The sequence below is a fragment of the Bacillus sp. FSL M8-0025 genome (assembly GCF_037975475.1).
Taxonomy (GTDB): domain Bacteria; phylum Bacillota; class Bacilli; order Bacillales; family Bacillaceae; genus Bacillus; species Bacillus subtilis.
The window spans coordinates 2,457,355-2,474,756 of the sequence record NZ_CP150258.1; the positions used below are offsets into that span (position 1 = coordinate 2,457,355).

20 protein-coding genes and 2 pseudogenes are annotated in these 17,402 nt (G+C 40.4%); 7 read left to right on the plus strand and 15 right to left on the minus strand.

The features are described 5' to 3' along the window. Positions 1-37 precede the first annotated feature (37 nt). The 8 genes from MKX38_RS12595 to MKX38_RS12630 are packed head-to-tail and all read right to left on the minus strand — an operon-like array spanning position 38 to position 5,049. Complete coding sequence (locus tag MKX38_RS12595) at positions 38-781, minus strand: class I SAM-dependent methyltransferase (RefSeq protein ID WP_339187283.1); 744 nt, start codon at positions 779-781, stop codon at positions 38-40. Further along, complete coding sequence (rsfS, locus tag MKX38_RS12600) at positions 778-1,134, minus strand: ribosome silencing factor (RefSeq protein WP_041333759.1); 357 nt, start codon at positions 1,132-1,134, stop codon at positions 778-780. The genes MKX38_RS12595 and rsfS overlap by 4 nt, the downstream gene beginning before the upstream one ends. A gap of 17 nt (positions 1,135-1,151) precedes the next feature. Next, positions 1,152-1,712: a bis(5'-nucleosyl)-tetraphosphatase (symmetrical) YqeK gene (gene yqeK / locus MKX38_RS12605; protein ID WP_014480316.1), complete on the minus strand. Its 561-nt coding sequence runs from the start codon at positions 1,710-1,712 to the stop codon at positions 1,152-1,154. Beyond that, complete coding sequence (locus tag MKX38_RS12610; RefSeq protein ID WP_004398676.1) at positions 1,702-2,271, minus strand: nicotinate-nucleotide adenylyltransferase; 570 nt, start codon at positions 2,269-2,271, stop codon at positions 1,702-1,704. Before MKX38_RS12610 ends, yqeK begins: the two co-directional genes overlap by 11 nt. An 11-nt stretch (positions 2,272-2,282) precedes the next feature. Then, a complete protein-coding gene (gene yhbY / locus MKX38_RS12615; RefSeq protein ID WP_003226133.1) occupies positions 2,283-2,573 on the minus strand; it encodes a ribosome assembly RNA-binding protein YhbY in 291 nt (96 codons plus the stop codon). Continuing rightward, the gene (gene aroE / locus MKX38_RS12620; protein ID WP_003229967.1) at positions 2,567-3,409 is read right to left on the minus strand and encodes a shikimate dehydrogenase; all 843 of its coding nucleotides are present in this window, start codon (positions 3,407-3,409) and stop codon (positions 2,567-2,569) included. Before aroE ends, yhbY begins: the two co-directional genes overlap by 7 nt. Positions 3,410-3,426: 17 nt before the next feature. Next, on the minus strand, positions 3,427-4,527 hold the full coding sequence (yqeH, locus tag MKX38_RS12625) for a ribosome biogenesis GTPase YqeH (protein WP_003229966.1): 1,101 nt from the start codon (positions 4,525-4,527) through the stop codon (positions 3,427-3,429). A 3-nt stretch (positions 4,528-4,530) separates the two neighbouring features. Beyond that, positions 4,531-5,049 carry a YqeG family HAD IIIA-type phosphatase gene (locus MKX38_RS12630; RefSeq protein ID WP_105990408.1) on the minus strand — a complete coding sequence of 173 codons (519 nt, stop codon included), beginning with the start codon at positions 5,047-5,049 and terminating at the stop codon, positions 4,531-4,533. 361 nt (positions 5,050-5,410) lie between these two features. Here MKX38_RS12630 and MKX38_RS12635 point away from each other — a divergent pair, with 361 nt between their 5' ends. Next, positions 5,411-5,551, plus strand: coding sequence for a sporulation histidine kinase inhibitor Sda (locus tag MKX38_RS12635; RefSeq protein ID WP_003226124.1), 141 nt, complete (start codon positions 5,411-5,413; stop codon positions 5,549-5,551). 305 nt (positions 5,552-5,856) lie between these two features. Here MKX38_RS12635 and MKX38_RS12640 read toward each other — a convergent pair whose 3' ends face one another. After that, positions 5,857-6,588 carry an SGNH/GDSL hydrolase family protein gene (locus MKX38_RS12640; protein ID WP_003229964.1) on the minus strand — a complete coding sequence of 244 codons (732 nt, stop codon included), beginning with the start codon at positions 6,586-6,588 and terminating at the stop codon, positions 5,857-5,859. Positions 6,589-6,839: 251 nt separating this feature from the next. Then, on the minus strand, positions 6,840-7,592 hold the full coding sequence (gene cwlH, locus MKX38_RS12645) for an N-acetylmuramoyl-L-alanine amidase CwlH (RefSeq protein WP_163138266.1): 753 nt from the start codon (positions 7,590-7,592) through the stop codon (positions 6,840-6,842). Positions 7,593-7,778: 186 nt separating this feature from the next. Here cwlH and MKX38_RS12650 point away from each other — a divergent pair, with 186 nt between their 5' ends. Next, a complete protein-coding gene (locus MKX38_RS12650) occupies positions 7,779-8,405 on the plus strand; it encodes a TVP38/TMEM64 family protein (RefSeq protein ID WP_038429330.1) in 627 nt (208 codons plus the stop codon). A gap of 18 nt (positions 8,406-8,423) precedes the next feature. Here the strand turns inward: MKX38_RS12650 and gnd are convergent, their stop codons facing one another. Then, positions 8,424-9,317, minus strand: coding sequence for a phosphogluconate dehydrogenase (NAD(+)-dependent, decarboxylating) (gene gnd, locus MKX38_RS12655; RefSeq protein WP_339187289.1), 894 nt, complete (start codon positions 9,315-9,317; stop codon positions 8,424-8,426). 251 nt (positions 9,318-9,568) lie between these two features. Here gnd and MKX38_RS12660 point away from each other — a divergent pair, with 251 nt between their 5' ends. Further along, positions 9,569-10,291, plus strand: coding sequence for a hypothetical protein (locus MKX38_RS12660; protein WP_010886572.1), 723 nt, complete (start codon positions 9,569-9,571; stop codon positions 10,289-10,291). A 32-nt stretch (positions 10,292-10,323) separates the two neighbouring features. Here the strand turns inward: MKX38_RS12660 and nucB are convergent, their stop codons facing one another. After that, positions 10,324-10,734, minus strand: a complete 411-nt coding sequence (gene nucB / locus MKX38_RS12665) for a sporulation-specific Dnase NucB (RefSeq protein ID WP_227057745.1) — start codon at positions 10,732-10,734, stop codon at positions 10,324-10,326. A 195-nt stretch (positions 10,735-10,929) separates the two neighbouring features. On the opposite strand from nucB, the pseudogene MKX38_RS12670 reads away from it, so the two are divergent. From MKX38_RS12670 to MKX38_RS12680, 3 genes and pseudogenes are all read left to right on the plus strand, one after another. Beyond that, positions 10,930-11,274: pseudogene (locus MKX38_RS12670) on the plus strand (sigma-70 family RNA polymerase sigma factor); the annotation flags it as partial. Between the two features lie 145 nt (positions 11,275-11,419). Then, on the plus strand, positions 11,420-11,890 hold the full coding sequence (locus tag MKX38_RS12675; protein ID WP_033884465.1) for a MarR family transcriptional regulator: 471 nt from the start codon (positions 11,420-11,422) through the stop codon (positions 11,888-11,890). 150 nt (positions 11,891-12,040) lie between these two features. After that, complete coding sequence (locus MKX38_RS12680) at positions 12,041-13,453, plus strand: MDR family MFS transporter (protein ID WP_339187293.1); 1,413 nt, start codon at positions 12,041-12,043, stop codon at positions 13,451-13,453. A 186-nt stretch (positions 13,454-13,639) separates the two neighbouring features. Here MKX38_RS12680 and spoIVCA read toward each other — a convergent pair whose 3' ends face one another. The 3 genes and pseudogenes from spoIVCA to MKX38_RS12695 form a co-directional block, all read right to left on the minus strand. Further along, positions 13,640-15,100 carry a site-specific DNA recombinase SpoIVCA gene (spoIVCA, locus tag MKX38_RS12685; protein WP_235701260.1) on the minus strand — a complete coding sequence of 487 codons (1,461 nt, stop codon included), beginning with the start codon at positions 15,098-15,100 and terminating at the stop codon, positions 13,640-13,642. Beyond that, positions 15,058-15,236: pseudogene (locus MKX38_RS12690) on the minus strand (hypothetical protein). The gene spoIVCA and the pseudogene MKX38_RS12690 overlap by 43 nt, the downstream one beginning before the upstream one ends. A 408-nt stretch (positions 15,237-15,644) precedes the next feature. Beyond that, positions 15,645-16,367, minus strand: coding sequence for an NAD(P)-binding domain-containing protein (locus MKX38_RS12695; protein ID WP_119899593.1), 723 nt, complete (start codon positions 16,365-16,367; stop codon positions 15,645-15,647). Positions 16,368-16,592: 225 nt separating this feature from the next. On the opposite strand from MKX38_RS12695, the gene MKX38_RS12700 reads away from it, so the two are divergent. Then, positions 16,593-16,952 carry a winged helix-turn-helix transcriptional regulator gene (locus MKX38_RS12700; RefSeq protein WP_049635841.1) on the plus strand — a complete coding sequence of 120 codons (360 nt, stop codon included), beginning with the start codon at positions 16,593-16,595 and terminating at the stop codon, positions 16,950-16,952. Positions 16,953-17,402: the final 450 nt, after the last annotated feature.

A 17,402-nucleotide genomic window follows, 5' to 3' on the forward strand; every position in this document is an offset into this window, starting at 1 on the left:
GCAAAGGCATAAAAAAGCATTTTAAAAAACCATCGTTTTAGGAAACGATGGTTTTTGATTTCTGCGCCTTGAAAAATAGGCGTTCTGATTGTGCTGATGGCTCGGTATCCGTAAAATCAGCTGTCACGCGATGGAGCTGAAAGCCGCAGCTCTTAAGCATTTCTTCGTATTCTTCCACCGGGAACGTTCTTTGCTCGTGTGTCTCATCAAAACGATCATACGCTTCTCCGTTCCACACAAAAAACGACATATCATGAATGACAGAAAGCTCGCCACTTCCGGCAAAGCTCTGCCAAATATAGCTGATATCTTCGTCCTGGTCAGCAAATGTGCTATCCGGAAAGACTTCCGCAATTTTATAAGATGAATGAACATCAAACAGCAAAATGCCTTCAGGCTTTAATACCCGAAATACACTTTTAAAGGTTTCGATCACATCATTTTTTGTTTTTAAATAATTTAATGAGTCACAGCATATCACAACAGCGTCAAACTGACCGTCAAAGCCGGTAATCTCTCTCATATCCTGCTGAAGAAATAAAATAGGCTGGCTACTCGATACCTTTTGCTGGGCGAAAGAAAGCATCTCTTCGCTGAGATCGATGCCTGTAACCTCGAAGCCTTTTTCGGTAAGCCGGATGGAGATTTCCCCCGTGCCGCATGCCAGATCGAGAATACGGCCTTTTTCCGGGAGAGATGCTTCAATCCATTGTGTCCATTGATCGTAAGGCGCGTGTGACATTAACTCGTCATACACGCTTGCAAAGCCTTGATAAATCATTGATTCATTCCAAGATCAAGATCTGCGAGTGGAGCGTCTCCCCACAGCTTTTCAAGGTTGTAGTAGCTTCTTTCATCCTTGTGGAAGACATGGACAATTACATCGCCTAGATCAACGAGAACCCATCTTGCTTCATCAAAGCCTTCCATCTTTTTGACTTGAATGCCGTTTTCATCAGCTTGATCCTTGATTTCACGGGCAATAGCCTGTACCTGTTTATCTGAATTTCCGTGGCAGATCAGAAAATAATCAGCAACCAGAGAAATACCTTCCATATCCAGTGCTAAAATATCCTCTGCCCGTTTATCATCGCAAGCCGCAGCTGCGATCTTTAAAATGGACTTATGGTTCATTCACAAATTCCTCCTGTTCAGCTGCCAGACACAAGCCAGTTATACGTTAAAAATGTGTCTGGAAAAACCGGTTGATTTTTTTTCATAAGAAAAACCATTGTATTTTTAATGGACTGAATCAGCGCTTGATTCAAATCTGTCTCAGCAAGCTTACGCACCTCATCGACACCGGGAAATGCCCGGTTTGGCTCAATGTAATCGGCAACGTAAATGACTTTTTCTAAAAGTGTCATGCCGGGGCGGCCTGAGGTATGATACCTAATGGCGTCAAGAATGTCTTCATCTTGAACCCCTGCCTCTCTTTGGACCAAATAAGCGCCGACCGGAGCGTGCCAGAGCTCCGGATTATGATCCAATAAATGCGCAGGCATTTTTTCACGCGCAATAATTTGTTTCATTTCTTCTTTCGGGCGGAATTTGGCGTAATCATGAAAGATTGCCGCTGTTTCCGCTTTTTTAGAATCGGCTCCAAAACGCTCCGCAAGTTCGATCGCCGTGTTCATCACGCCAACCGTATGGATATATCGGTGTTCGGTCAATTGCTGCTTCACGCATGCAAGTGCCTCCTCACGATTCATATAAACCATTCTCCTCTACATACTTCTTCACTTTATCAGGGATTAAGTAGTCAGTGGGCTTCTTGCTTTTAAACCGTTCCCTTATCATAGTTGATGATACCTCAAATTCCGGAACGTCTGCAAAGAGAAGCGGATAAGGGGTTTCAACATGAAAACCGGGGCGCTTTACTCCAATAAATTGAATGAGGTTCAGCAGCTCGTCCAGCTTATACCATTTCGGCAAATATTCAATCATATCAGCGCCGATAATAAAGAACAGCTGATCATTTGGATAACGCTGCTTCAGTAAAGAAACGGTATCAAAGGTATATGATGGCCCTTCTCTTTCCATTTCAACAAGCTCCAGCTTAAAGGACGGATTAGATTGAATTGCAAGCTTTAGCATTTCCACGCGATGAAAGCTGTCGGTATAGTCTTCGTTCTGTTTATGCGGCGGAATTTGATTAGGCATAAACCAAATTTCATCAAGCCCCGCCTGGTACAGCACCTCATTAGCCATTAAGAGGTGACCATTATGCGGAGGGTCAAACGTGCCTCCGAAAATTCCGATTTTCTTCATTTCAACCACCTTTAAGGAAGCTCGATTTGTTTATTTTCCTTTGATTCCTTATATAACACAATCGTATTGCCGATTGTCTGCACCAATTGAGAGCGGCTTCCTTTTACAAGAGCTTCCGCTACATCGTTTTTATCCTCTTCGCAATTCTGAAGCACGCTGACTTTAATCAGCTCTCTCGCTTCAAGCGCCTCAGCAATTTGTTTAATCATGTTGTCGTTTACTCCGCCTTTACCTACTTGAAAAATCGGCGTTAAATGATGCGCTTTTGAACGCAAAAAACGTTTTTGTTTACCTGTTAACATTCTGTTCCTCCTAATTTTCCTATTACAATGGATCTCATTTTTTCAATATTAGGCTCTTGTCCAGTCCACAATTGGAAAGACAATGCTGCCTGTTCAACAAACATGCCCACACCGTCGAGTGTTTTCAAGCCTTTTTGGCTTGCTTCTTTTAAAAGGGCCGTCTGTATTGGATTATACACGATATCACATACGACAGCACTGCTCGCGGCACGCTGTAATGAAAGCGGCACATCGTCCACGTTCGGATACATGCCCACAGACGTTGTATGGATGATAACATCATACTGCTCAAGACGTTCTTCTGCTTCTTTTATGCTTAATACTTCTTTATTGTGAAACGAGGGAGTAGCTTCTGTAAGCCGCTTTGCTTTTTCTAACGTCCGGTTGCAAATGTCAAATTTTTTCGGGGTATTTCGGACAATTGTTGTAAAAATGGCTCTCGCCGCTCCGCCAGCGCCGATCATTAAGAATGACAGTTCAGAGATGGGCTTGTCTAATACCTTCATTAATGACTTCACGAAGCCTTCCCCATCGGTATTGTATCCGACAAGCTTATCTCCCTCTCTTCTGACCGTGTTTACGGCACCGAGCACTTTTGCACTCTCATCAATATGATCCAAATAATCCATAATGGAAACCTTGTGCGGAACAGTCACATTGATTCCTTGTACGCCTAGAGCTCTTATTCCTTTTACCGCATCCTCCAGATCATTCTCTTCTACCTTGAAGGCATGATAATGTCCGTCAAGCCCGAGGTCTTTCAATGATGCGTTATGAATATCAGGTGACATAGAATGGCCAATAGGATTTCCGATAACCCCGTACAGCTTTTTCATACTCCTCTCCCCTTTTCTTAAATTAATGAACGCCGAACAAATACATGAACGCCTTTTGGCGCATATGCAGTTACCTTTTTATCGGCATCATGGACAGTAACCCAGCCTAACCCAGAGAAAACGATATCTGTCTTTTTGTCTTTTATCGTAAACGTATGGGCAACCAATTCAGGAAACTCATCCATTTCATCTTTACCCGGAGGTGTGAGCAATTCCCCTGCATGCTTTTCATAAAGCGCGTCTGCATTTTCAAGTTTTGTTCTATGAATCATCAGCTCATTCGGCATATAGCAAATAAAAGGAGATCTTTCCCCAGACACATAATCAAACCTTGCAAGTCCGCCAAAATACAGTGTTTGCTGATCATTAAGCTGGAATGTGCGAGGCTTCAGCTCCTTTTTAGGAGATAATATTTTCAGATCCTTTTTATTGACATAATGCGCCATTTGATGGTTGTTGATAATTCCCGGTGTATCATAAAGCGATGAACCGTCATCCAGCGGGATTTCAATCGCATCAAGGGTTGTGCCAGGAAATTGGGATGTTGTAATAATATCTTCTTCACCTGACACTTCTTTAATAATCCGGTTAATAAAGGTTGACTTTCCTACATTTGTACATCCAACAACATAGACGTCTTTTCCGTTGCGGTAATGCTCAATCGCGTCAATTACTTCTCTTATTCCCTGGCCGCGTCCCGCACTGACCAAAAATACGTCAACCGGTTTTAAGCCAAGCTCTTTCGCTTCACGCTTCATCCATTGGATCAGACGCTCTCTTTTCAGTGACTTAGGCAAAATATCCGCTTTATTGCCAACTAATAAGATAGGGTTTCCCCCCACCAAGCGCTGCAGCCCATTAATCCAGCTGCCGTTAAAATCAAAAATATCAACAATTTTTACGACAAGAGAGTCCGTTTCTCCAATACCGTGAAGAATGTTCAAAAAATCATCATCAGTTAAGGAGACATCTTGTATTTCATTATAGTTTTTCAGTCTGAAGCAACGCTGGCAAATCACATTTTCTTTCGTAAGCGATGCAGGCGGCGCGTACCCCAAACCTGTTTTGTCCTCGGTTTGGATCGTAACTCCGCACCCGATACAAACAACCTTTTCCATTTCTTACTCCTCCCACTGAATGTGCCCTTTTCGTTTGAGAGCACTCAGTATTCTGCGTTCGACCTGGCGGTTAAAGCGCGTAATGAATCCGTCAGAGGAAGCGACTGGCACGACCAAAATCGTATGGTAGCCGTTTCGGTTTCCCCCGAGTACATCGGTCAGCAGCTGGTCTCCAATGACAACGCAGTCCTCTTTTTTTAGCTCCATATTGTGCACCGCTCTATTAAAGGCTTTACCCATCGGTTTTCTTGCTTTATAGATGAATGGGATTCCAAGCGGTTCTGAGAAAAGTTTCACTCTTCTTTCGTTATTATTAGAGACAATTGTCACTTTAATGCCGTGTTCCTTCATTTCTTCAAACCACTCGATCAATCGCGGCGTCGCGTTCGGCCTGTCCCATTCAACAAGCGTATTATCCAGGTCAGTAATAATCCCTTTTACATTTCGTTCCTTTAATTTCTCAGGTGTAATATGAAAAATATTTTTTACAAACTCGTCAGGTAAAAAAAACTTTTTTAACAAAACCCGCACCCTTCCCTTTTTCTTTCTTTCAAAATGATTGTCGAAAAAAATCGAACTTGCGCCTAAAGAAAAACTGAGCAAAAAAATTTCGACAAAAATTGGGTTTCTTCACCAGGTGTGGATAAATTTACACACACTATCCACTCTTATTACATCACTCTTTAGACAAATTATAAACACGATACTCACAAGTTATCCACTTTTTGGTGTGGATAACAGAACGATTGTTCTTATATGCATTTCATGGTAGATTAAAGATAACTTCAACCTCAGATGAACGCAACTTATCATTGTATGCGTTAAAATCATGAATGATTCCAACTTTTAAGGAGGTGCCTCTCCCATTAATTGGGTTCCTAGCATGAGAAAACTGTCTGATGAATTACTAATAGAATCTTATTTCAAAGCCACCGAAATGAATTTAAACCGTGACTTTATCGAGTTAATTGAAAACGAAATAAAAAGAAGATCGCTCGGACATATTATTTCCGTATCTTCTTAATAGGAATTTGTCTATTTTTTCCGGGCGTATTTCCTTTTTTTACTCAGATGACTGATATTATATCACTTTGGCTGCGCGCTTTACTACTATTTTCAGCAAAAAACACCCCTAAAAAGAGGTGTTTTAAAGGGCCGGTTATTATGCTAACCAGTATATGCCGCCCACAACAAGGAGAACAACAACTAAAACAACAATAAAAGCGTATCCATATGCTCTGCCTGCGCCATACATGTGAAGCGCCTCCTTAATAAGGTTTTATAACAGCCTATGTAGGAGAAATAAATCGGACTAGGCGGTTGTCCGGCTCAACGCTGCAGGATCTGCCCATCTTGTATTCCTTCATATACGATCCTTGCCCCTTTAGGTGTCATATGATTTCCAGAAGGATCTATAAGACCAGATTGGATAAGCGCTTCATCAGTTGCTTTTCCGCCGTCTGCTTCTATAAAATGCTTCCAGTTATCTACAAGAGGGACATCCAGGCGCTTCGACACATCTCTTGTAATATCGTTATATGAGTTGTGCCATTTCCTTGCTCCGCCTTTTGGTTCAAAAGCAGCTGCTTGATATCTGGAATAGTAAAACAAATGATGCTTCCCATTACCTTCTATAATTGGGATACACGTCATTAAGATTGGCTTGATCCCGTGTTTTCTGCTTTCTTCAATAAAATAAACCAGATTTTCTCTAAAACGCTGCTTCGACACTCTCGGTTTCCCCTCAGTCAGTATGGCAGCGTCATTGGTGCCGAACATAATAAACAAATACTTCGGTTTTTGATCCAGCACATCTGTCTGAAATCGGAGACGGGCATCCTCTGTCGTCTGTCCGCCGATTCCCGCATTGAGTATATCAAGGTTACCGCGCTCAGCTGTTTTTAATATATTGACCCACTGCTGTGCTTTTGGATAATCGCGATAATCCCAATTAGAGCCACGCGTATTGCTGTCACCAAATGCTACAACGTCTTCGTATCCCCTTCCCTCGCATCCTGCTGTAACAAACAGCAGAAGGAAAAGGATGATAAAATGTTTCATCTTTACACCCCCAAAAGCCTCACCTTAATGTTATACCTCTGTTTCTCTTCGTTCAATGAAGAGTTTTTCGCTATCACTGTTTTTTCCTATAGTTAACGTGTCCCCCTCAGTGAATATCATTCTGCTTTCATTGCGGCGCAGCTGATGATTTTTTAAAATTCCCTTCTTTCCAATCTGAAAAACACACAAACCAAAGAAAAGAAAATAACCTGAATCCGCACTGGAAACAGGTTATCCGTTAAATCCTGCATTTACTTTAACTTCGATTTAAGCTTGGCCTTTGTTTTTGGCCCATAAATCCCGTCTGCAGTTAATCCGTTCATGAGCTGAAAACGCTTGACGGCATTCGCTGTTTTCGGTCCGTAAACTCCATCTATGCCATTGTTTTTGGCTCCCTTATCAGGATAAAAGTGAAGTGCAGCTAAAGCCTTTTGCAGCTGGAGAATGTTTGTGCCCTTTCGATAAGGCGAAGTGAGCTTTATAACCCCAGACGGCAGAGGATATGATGGTGAAGTTTCTTTTGGAGGTGTATCCGAGGAAGAAATTCCGTTTATAAAAGAGTTCCAGTGGTCCAAGAGTTTCCGCGGACATTCTTTCCCGGACCATTTTTTGTGGGGAACAACACGATGTAACGGAATATTGTTTTCCTTCATCAGCTTTCTGATCAGCCACTGGGCATTTGATGTTGCTTTTTCAAAATCGCCGTCAGCATTTTCGCAGATTTCAATCCCGATCGATTTGCGGTTTCCTGTCCCGTTTGTACCGTCTCCCGCATGCCAGCCGTTTTCATCTATCGGGAGATGCTGATAAATGACTGAATCGTCAACTGTAAAATGCCAGCTTTCGGATGTGCTCGGGTTTTTCACAAAATTGGCGTGCATTTTCGCATCAGCGCCTTTTGCTGTATTCGCTGTATTATGCACCGTAATATAAGCAGGCGTCATCGAATAGCCAGGACGATTATTATTTGATAGCGGTATAAAATCCTTTTTTATGGTTACCATTTCTATCCCTCCCTATTATTAAGAATGCAGAAAACAGAGAGATGGACAGCCTTTTTTATGAGGTAAAAAAGAATTGTGTTCTTAACCTGGTTTTCAGTTGAACCGCTGAAATGGCACCAGTTATACTAATTTAGATGACGGAGGTTTTGGCTCCTGACATCACCTAAGTTGGGAGTGACCATAGACATGTTAAAAAAAGTAATAGGTATACTTGTGATTATCGCTATCATTGCAGTCGGTTTTTTTCAGAAAGAAGCTTGGCTTGATGCAATCAAAGCAGGAGGGATGTTTTCCGTTTTATTTAGTATGTTGCTGATTGCTGCCGATGTTTTTTTCCCAATAGTGCCGTTTGCTTTGGTTGCTGCTTTAAATGGCGCAGTGTTCGGGACTGCAAATGGAATTTGGATTACACTGACCGGCTCAATGCTTGGTACAATATTGCTGTTTTTTCTCGCCAGGTACAGTTTTAGAGATTGGGCCAGAAAAAAAGTTCAGGCCTATCCTGCCATACAAAGCTACGAGGCTTCCTTCAACAAAAACGCTTTTACCGCTGTTTTATTAGGAAGGCTGATACCTGTCATACCTTCACTTGTAATGAACGTGATCTGCGGGCTGAGCCAGGTTCGCTGGCATGTTTTTTTCTTTGCGTCTTTAATAGGGAAAATCCCCAATATTGTTGTTGTCACTATTGCAGGTGCCAATTTCACCAGCAATAAATTATTGTCTATCAGCATTTACGGTACATATATTCTGATCATCATGCTGGTCATTTATAAAAAGTTCCCTCATCTTCTGAAGGTGCCAAAAAAATAAGGAGGCTTGTTGGCCCCCTTACTTTTTTTCTGTCGCATGGCCTCCAAATTCATTTCGAAGCGCAGCAACCACCTTTCCTGTAAACGTATCGTCTGTTAAAGAACGGTATCTCATCATTAGTGACATGGCGATGACCGGCGTTGCCGTCTGCAGATCAAGCGCGGTTTCCACCGTCCATTTTCCTTCACCTGAGGAATGCATAATGCCCTTGATCTGATCCAGTTTCGCATCCTTAGAGAAAGCTCGCTCAGTCAGTCCCATAAGCCAAGAACGAATGACAGAACCATGATTCCACACTCTGGCAACCTTCTCATAGTCAAAATCAAATTTGCTGTTTTCAAGCACTTCGAATCCTTCACCAATCGCGGCCATCATTCCATACTCAATTCCATTATGGATCATTTTTAAAAAATGTCCGCTTCCCGCTTCACCAGCGTATAGATAACCATTTTCGACGGCAGTATCACGAAAAAGCGGTTCCACAATCTCCCATGCTTCATGGTCGCCCCCCACCATAAAACAGGCTCCATGCCGTGCGCCTTCCATTCCGCCCGACGTTCCGGCATCGAGATAATGGATACCCGCTTCTTTCATTTGATTGTAGCGGCGAATTGATTCTTTATAATGAGAGTTTCCAGCTTCGATAATCATATCGCCTTTACTTAATAAAGGTGATACATCACGCAAAACAGCATCGACAATGCCATGCGGTACCATAACCCATAGGATACGCGGCGGGTCTAATAAAGAAATGAACTCTTTAAGATTCGTTGTCCCCTCAGCCCCGTATGCTTTCAGTTCATCAACAGCCGCTTGATTTACATCATATCCAACCGCTTGATGATTGCGGTCAATGAATTGCTTTCCTATGTTTATGCCCATTTTCCCTAAGCCGATTAATCCGATTTTCATATCTGTTCCTCCTGATTGTCTAAAAAGCCTTTACTCTTTATGTTCCCTTTGGATTGTATTGTGATACGCAGAAAACAAATGGAGCTTACATCGTCTGCGCATGTAAATTTTATTTTTCATGACTGACTGTGCCTGCCAGTTCTATTACTGAATCTCTTTATATCCATAATTATCACTTTATCCTTGATTTACCATCAGTTTAAGTTAAAATATGGGAAGGTATTCGATTTTTTCAGTAAAAAGAAGGTGACATGTTGCAGAATCAATCTCATACTCTTATTGGAGTTACGAAAACTGCTGTATTCTTTTTATACGCTGCACTTGCAATCATCGGTTTTGCAATCGGGTATTTTATTCCGCAGATTGCGAAATGGGCATTATCCCTCCCCTGGATCCCTCTTGAAGGACCGCTTCGGCTCATTACCTCTTTTCAGGGATCTACAGCTTCATTTATCACTGCTCTTCTAGGTATGTGTGCGGGGATTTGGTTCGCTCATTCTGTTATTGCAATGCTGCTGTCTGTCAAAATTACAGATCACACAGTGGAATTCATCAAAGGAAAAAAAGTGCAAACAATTCATTCCGATGACATCGCTCTTGTATTTATGGATCACAAACGGCTTGTCCTCCTGGGAACAGCCGGATATGAATTGGTACGGGAAGAAATTGATGAAAAACCAGTAAACGTTGAGAAGGCCTTTAGACAGCATCATTACGAATGGGCAACAGATGGTGATCCGTTTAAAGATCAATTTCGCCGATGGATTCCTGATGCACCAGACCTATCGCAAGGCGCCCATGCCTTATTAAAAGCTCGTCACAAAGCGCTGCAGGACGAAGAAAAAGACGATATTGAAGAATTCCGTCTCGAACTGGCACAGCTGGGCATCGTTGTACGGGACGAAGGCACACGCCAATATTGGCGAAAAGCAGAAACCTATCCCCCGAAAATTCAGCTCGGCGAAGGATTGTAACAACAGAGGCTCAAGAAAGAGCCTCTTCTTTATTACTGCACAATAAACAGCACTCTGGTGCCGTCAGGATAGCTGCTCATTTGATTCCCTACCCACGAGCCGGCGCCGCGATTATCAGAAGGCGTCACATATCGGACATCAGCCCCTGCGCCGCCTTCCTCGCAGACCGCCATCGGCCACTCATCCCGGTCAAAGCCCGGCTTGGTCGGGATTCCCTTTAAAGATTCCTCCCGCCTTTTGTCTGCTCCATCTCTGTCAATGGTACAAATATCTGGATGTCCCTCTGCAATCGCATCCCTAATATGACTGCCGGTTTCCGGATAACGAGACAGCGGAAAATATAACACTTTGTCATACGAAGATGCGCCTTGGATCTGTTGCGGAACCATTAAACAAAGAAGAACTGCTGCAGCAAGAAACAGGCCTGCCATCCATTTTTTCATTCCCATCCCCCCATACCTTTGTTCATTTCAATGTATGGGCGCTTGATAAAGATTATTTTTAACATTTGAAGTTAGTATGCTGCTTACAAAAGCCGGACTCCCCCGCGAGAAATTTCCCGGTACAGACACAGACAGCCTCCAGGTCACATACATTTACATATAGGCTTTTGCCTACATACTTTTGTGGAGGTGACGATGGTGACAGGTGTTTTCGCAGCGCTCGGCTTTGTTGTTAAAGAGCTTGTCTTTTTAGTATCTTACGTGAAAAACAATGCCTTTCCACAACCGCTCTCAAGCAGCGAAGAAAAAAAATACTTAGAGCTCATGGCTAAAGGGGATGAACATGCCAGAAACATGCTGATTGAGCATAATCTGCGCTTGGTCGCCCATATTGTAAAAAAATTCGAAAATACAGGTGAGGATGCAGAGGACTTAATCTCCATCGGAACGATCGGGCTGATAAAAGGAATTGAAAGCTATTCCGCTGGTAAAGGGACAAAGCTGGCGACGTATGCTGCGAGGTGTATTGAAAATGAGATTGTAATTACAAAAGGGGGGTGCATACTCCTCTTTCATACGTTTACATATATTCGGTGATCTCTTCTCCTCTCTAGGTTTATTATTGAAACGGAAACAAAAATCCATTACACTATTGCTGATGCACCAACGGGTGGGAGGACTCGCCATGAACAAAAAAGAACTGCTCCTAATGAATTTCAGGGATTTGTTTAACAAGATGGCTTGGCTTAATAAGCCAAAGATGGAAGTCTGTCTTAAAGGGTATAAGCCTTCTGAAGTACATTGTATAGAATCCATTGAACATGGAAATACTAATGTGACAAAACTTGCTGAGTCCCTTTATATGACGAGGGGCGCCATTAGTAAAATGACTAAAAAGCTCATAGAAAAAGGCTTAATCGAGAGCTACCAGAAGCCAGATAACAAGAAAGAAATTCATTTTAGGCTTACCGAGCAAGGGAAAGAAATTTATAAAATCCATGATAAACTGCACAAAGAGTTTCTAGAGCGTGATAAGGCAGTATTTGAACAGGTAACCGAGGAACAATTTGATTTTATGATTAACTTTGCGGAAAAGTATAATAGACATTTGGATGCAGAAATAAAAAAACATGGTGTTGATATTAAGTCGGAATAAATTTAAATAATGAAAATGTAACCACAGGCAGCCAACTCTATTGAGTTTCGGCTGCCTTTTTATTACCGTTATTTTGTTGACGCGGAAACAAAATTATGTTATTTTTTGTTGACTAGGAAACAAAAATACAACTTTTGAGAGGAGAATAATATGTTAAAAGGCAAAGTAAAGGAACCAGGATTACCAAAAGAAATCCTCATGGCTGCCTGGGCTATTGCACTTGGAGCAATTGCCCCAATGCTTGACTCAACTATGGTGAACATTGCCATCCACAAATTAAATAAGGATTTCAGTACGACGTTGGATACCATTCAATGGTCCATTACAGGTTATGTTTTAGCTCTTGCTATTGCAGTTCCAGTATCCGGATGGCTTATGAACAAATTTAATGGAAAGAAAATCTTAATCGGCGCAGTCATTGCCTTTGGTGTAACTTCTGTTTTTGCTGGAATTAGTTGGGATGTTTCTAGCTTTATCTTATTCCGTTTGCTTCAAGGATTTAGCGCTGGGATTATTACTCCACTTATGTCAACACTCTTGGTTAAAACAGCAGGTCCAGAGAATATAGGAAAAGTTATGGCTATCGTCAGCACACCTATGATTTTGGGCCCAATCTTAGGACCTGTAATCGGGGGCTTCATCGTTCAAGCTACATCATGGCATTGGATTTTCTTCATCAACGTGTTCATCGTTTTGATTGCTGCACCACTGATGATGAAAACTCTTCCAAACTTTGAGCCATTCAACAAAGATAGCAAACTTGATATTTTTGGAATTGTCGATTTATCCTTAATGAGTGCAGCATTGATATACGGAATTACGAAAGCAGCGGACCATGCATCATTTAACAATAGCGAAACAATCCTATGGGTGGGCTTCGGCCTCGCTTTAGCTGTAATTTACATCGTATATAATCGAATCAGAAAAAATCAAACCGTACTCCCTATAAATTTGTTTGCACACAAAAACTTCTTAACATCCAGCGTCGGGTTATTATTAGCGAATATTGCCGTCATGGGACCCATGTTAATACTTCCATTGTTCTTTCAAAATTTCCGTCATTTCACGGCAATCGAAGCTGCGCTTGCATTAATCCCTCAAGGAGTTGGGATGCTCGTTACTCGGCCAATGATTGGAAAAATGATTGATAAGATCGGTGCAAAATACGTGGTTACGGTCAGTCTTGTTCTTTCGCTTATCGGATCTATTCCGCTTATCTTTATCACCGATAAAACAAGTATGATGTGGATTTCTATCATATTATTCATCCGCGGGACCAGTTTTGGAGGGATTATGCTTCCGTTGACAAGTGATGCTTATACAGGACTTGACAGCAAACAACTTCCAGAAGCAGGTGTCGGTATTAATATTATTGAAAACCTTGGTTCAAGTTTTGGTTCAGCTGTTATCGCAACTGTTGTCGCAACTACTATACAAGGATTGCAACCAACGATTGCGAATGACTTAAAAGGTTACCATGCCGGATTCTTAGTATCCGCCATTGTCCTTGCGGTAATCTTCATCCCAAGTCTATTTCTCACACATAAAAAGCATGCACAATAAAGAAATCTGCACTTGAATACTCGACTGCCGAATGGTTTGTTTGGATAAATGTTGATACATGTAATGTGCACCAGTTTCATAAGCCCATTTAGAAAGGCGCTTACTAATTTGATTGGCTATCTGTTTTCTTCGATGTCTGGATCTACTTCAGAGGTTTCAATTACAAAAAGAGGGCAATAACCCTCTTTAATACGTTTCAATATATATAGTGTCAGAATCCACAACGGTAACTTCTTTCACGATAAAGTTAACAATTGTTTTTTTATCATCAAGGGTTAAATTATCTGCACCGATTGATTGAAAATAGTCTATAGCTCTTTTTAGAGCATTTTCACTTGAGCTTGTATCATCCAGGACTTTCATTTTTGATTGAATTTCGTTACACTTTTCAGTAAGCTGGTTTTGTTTTTTTTGCAGCTCAATAATTTGTGCTTTGATTTCATCAATATCTAAATCATCGTCATCGCTTAGGCTGATTAGCGTTAAAAGACGCTTGCGGCCTTTTTTTGTTTTCTCTATCTCTTTTTGAATGAGTTCTAATTCATCAGACAGGTGATTTGATTGTTCAATCTCTTTAAAAGAAGCATACTTTTGGGGATTTGTGATGAATTTAAAAATTTCATCCCATACATGCCGGTTCAATTTATTCTCAGACATTTCTTTTCCGCAGCCGCGATCCTTTGCGCCAGAATAATTTTTCCGGCAAGTATATACATAGTAGTCTTTACCATGTGATTTTCTTTTCTTCCCTGTCATGGTATTTCCGCATTTTCCGCATCTAACCAAACCCGATAACAAGTAATTGTGAGGGCTGATACTCAAGTGTTTTCTTTTACTTTGACCTAAGAGTTCTTGAGCATAATCCCATTGTTCAGCTGGAACAATTGCTGGAATTGCCACAGTGATTTGTTCTTCTTCAGGTCTAATTTTAATTATAGATTTGTTTCCTGCCTGCTTTGAAACATAGGAACCCTCTGTATCATATTTATACTGTCTATGTTCACCCTTATAGGAAGAGTTCATTAATATTTGCCGAACAACCTGCCTGTGCCATACTTTGGCGCCTTTTTTTGTTTTAACCCCCATCTGAGTTAAATGTAGAGCAATACCATTTACTCTGCCGAAAAAAGGGCTTTTATGATCGGTGAAGTAATTGAAAATCATCCGAATAATTTTTGCTTCCTCTTCAAATATCTCAAGAGTTCTTTTCTCTTTAACAAATTTATAGCCATATAGCTTGGAATCTTTAATGATCATGCCTTTTTTCATTTTTTGAAGTCGGCCGCTTGATGTCCGTTCTTTGATTTTGGCTTTTTCAAATTCTGAGATTGCTCCGCGCATAGCGAAAAATAATTGACCTTCTGGAGAATTGGCGTACTCTCCATTAACAAAAATCAAGGGTATATTTCGCTTTCGGAGTTCATCATCAATGATAAGCTGATTCATTAATTTCCGAGAAAGACGGTCAGGATCGTAACAAATAACTTGACTTATAAGTCCTTTACTCGCATCCTCCCTCAAGCGATTCAAAGCCGGACGTTCTAAAAGCTCTCCTGAAAATCCTTCATCGGCATACTTCAGCACATCCTTAGTCCCTGCTTTCTTTATACAGGCCTCGATCTGGCTGTCGATGCTCGATCCCTTGATCGCTTGCTCCTCGGTCGATACCCTTACATATATTGCTATCACCCTGGATCTCCTTCCTATAAAGTTTTATTAAATAATGATAGCAATCGTTAATGCATTTGTCAGCTTGCGGTCCCTCGATGATTATTACCTTCATAAAATGCATCACCCCTTGGGTAATGCTATGTAATAACTGTTTGTCCTAATGAGGTGATTTTCAATGAGTATGAAAAAAGCACTAAAAAAAAACGATAGTTAAAGCCATCGTTTTTTCGACACCCACTAGGCCCTCAACATAGTAAATCCATATCACTGGTTATGAAGTTTTCATCACACTCCTTTTATTCTTTTGCTATTATATCTATACGTTTATATCAATTATGGTTAAAAATTGGTGGGCCAAATATGTCAGAGAAGGATTTAATTTAAAAGCGAAATAAAAAGCTGCATACTCGAGAAAAAGAACCTTTAGCGAAAAAAAGAAAGAAGCAAAAATATATATGTAAATTTACGGAAATACACGATATACAAAAAGGTGCGCTCTAACTGAGTGCACCTCTTGTTTTTATGAATTGTATATTTCTCTGTTTAGATTTACAATATCTTCATGAGATAATTCAGCTGAAAGCTTCTCTATCACCATATCCCGTAGGAGTGGGGCTTTTTCTTTATCTGCCTTTTTGAGCGCTTCCGTTAGTTCCTCTTTTGTTAGTTCTGTGCAGTATGCAGGGGTTCCTGGTTGTTGTCTCCACGAATCACTTAAAGAGCCACTATCCACTGCATCAAAGCCTAGTTCGTTTGCTACGTCCATGATTACTTGTTTATGTGATTGGTCATTACCGGCAATCGCATAGGCAATGCGACCACTAGTACCTTCGGTGGTTCCTTTATTTTCTAATGTATAAGCTAATTGGTTGTTGAAAGCTTTAATGACAGGTCTACCTAATTGATTTGAAACCCATACACTTTCAACCATCCCGTTCTCAATTTCTTCAATCTTATTGTCTCTAAAAGGATAATAATTTGAAGTGTCTACAACGATTACTTCCTCTCCAACTTTATCTACAATGTTACGAATACTTGGCATTACAATAGAAGGGAGAGATATTATAAGAACATCAATATTAGTTATTACATCCTCTAAATTCACAGGTGTTGCATCAAGCTCTCTTCCTTCTAAATGTTCAATTCCTCGGGTTTCTGCAATTTTGACATTATGTCCATTCTCAACTAATTTTTTAGAAATATTTGTTCCTATTACTCCTGCACCTATAATTCCAAATCTCATTATTTTTCCTCCTAAAGAATTTGTATATAAAAGAATATTTCTGCTTAAAGTTACACAATTATGTTTACCAAATCGCAAACATATACTCATTAGATATGACGTATGTGTATTGAATATTTCCTTTACATATACTAGAATAAAACCATTTCTCCTCTCTTTAAAGTAGGCAATTAAAATTGCCGTAGTACACTTTTTTGTACATAACAGCAGAAAGCAGGTGAAAAGATGTCTAGAATATGTAAGGATGGATTTGACAAAGAATGTATAAAGGAACAAAGAGAAGTATATGGTATTGCCTATGCCCAAAACATGCTTTCTGGGCGTTGGAAGTACTTAATTCTTTGGTTTTTAAAAACAAAAGAACGTCGTTATAGCGAAATTAAAGCTTTTTTATGGGACATTTCACAAGGTTCTCTAACAAAACAGTTGAGAGAACTAGAAACAGATGGATTAATTAAGCGAGAAGTTTTTCCTGAGGTACCTCCACGAGTTGAATATTCATTAACAACTAAAGGGCGTGAATTTATCCCAATAATTGATTTGATGGAAAACTTCGGCAAAAAATTCGGGGAGAAACCTGAGTAAAATAATAAGTAGAAAGTAAATAACTTATTGATTCACAAAAAGGAATTATATCTATAGCTCATAGGGATAATTCCTTTCTTTTGTTAAGAGGCCTTTACAGCACTAAATCCTAAGCAGGAGACAGCGTTAGCTTACAACTTGTTCATTTTTAAATTTAGGTCCAATTTGTCTATTTTAATACAGAGGAATCGGGTTTTTTATTGGATATTCCTAAATTTTGCGAATCTTCATTTTCCGAGGCTCCCCCACATACTTCGTGTTTTTCGATTATATTATCCTCTTTAATACCTTTACATAATTTAGACCTTTTTCCTTTTGTTAAGTACAAAAAAATGTACTACGTCAATTTAAATTGCCCTCTTCATAAAATAGAGTGATGAATTTATCATATTGACTACAAGTTACATTATTTTTTACAAATAACTCCAATCCAACTTAATCAGCTTGAAT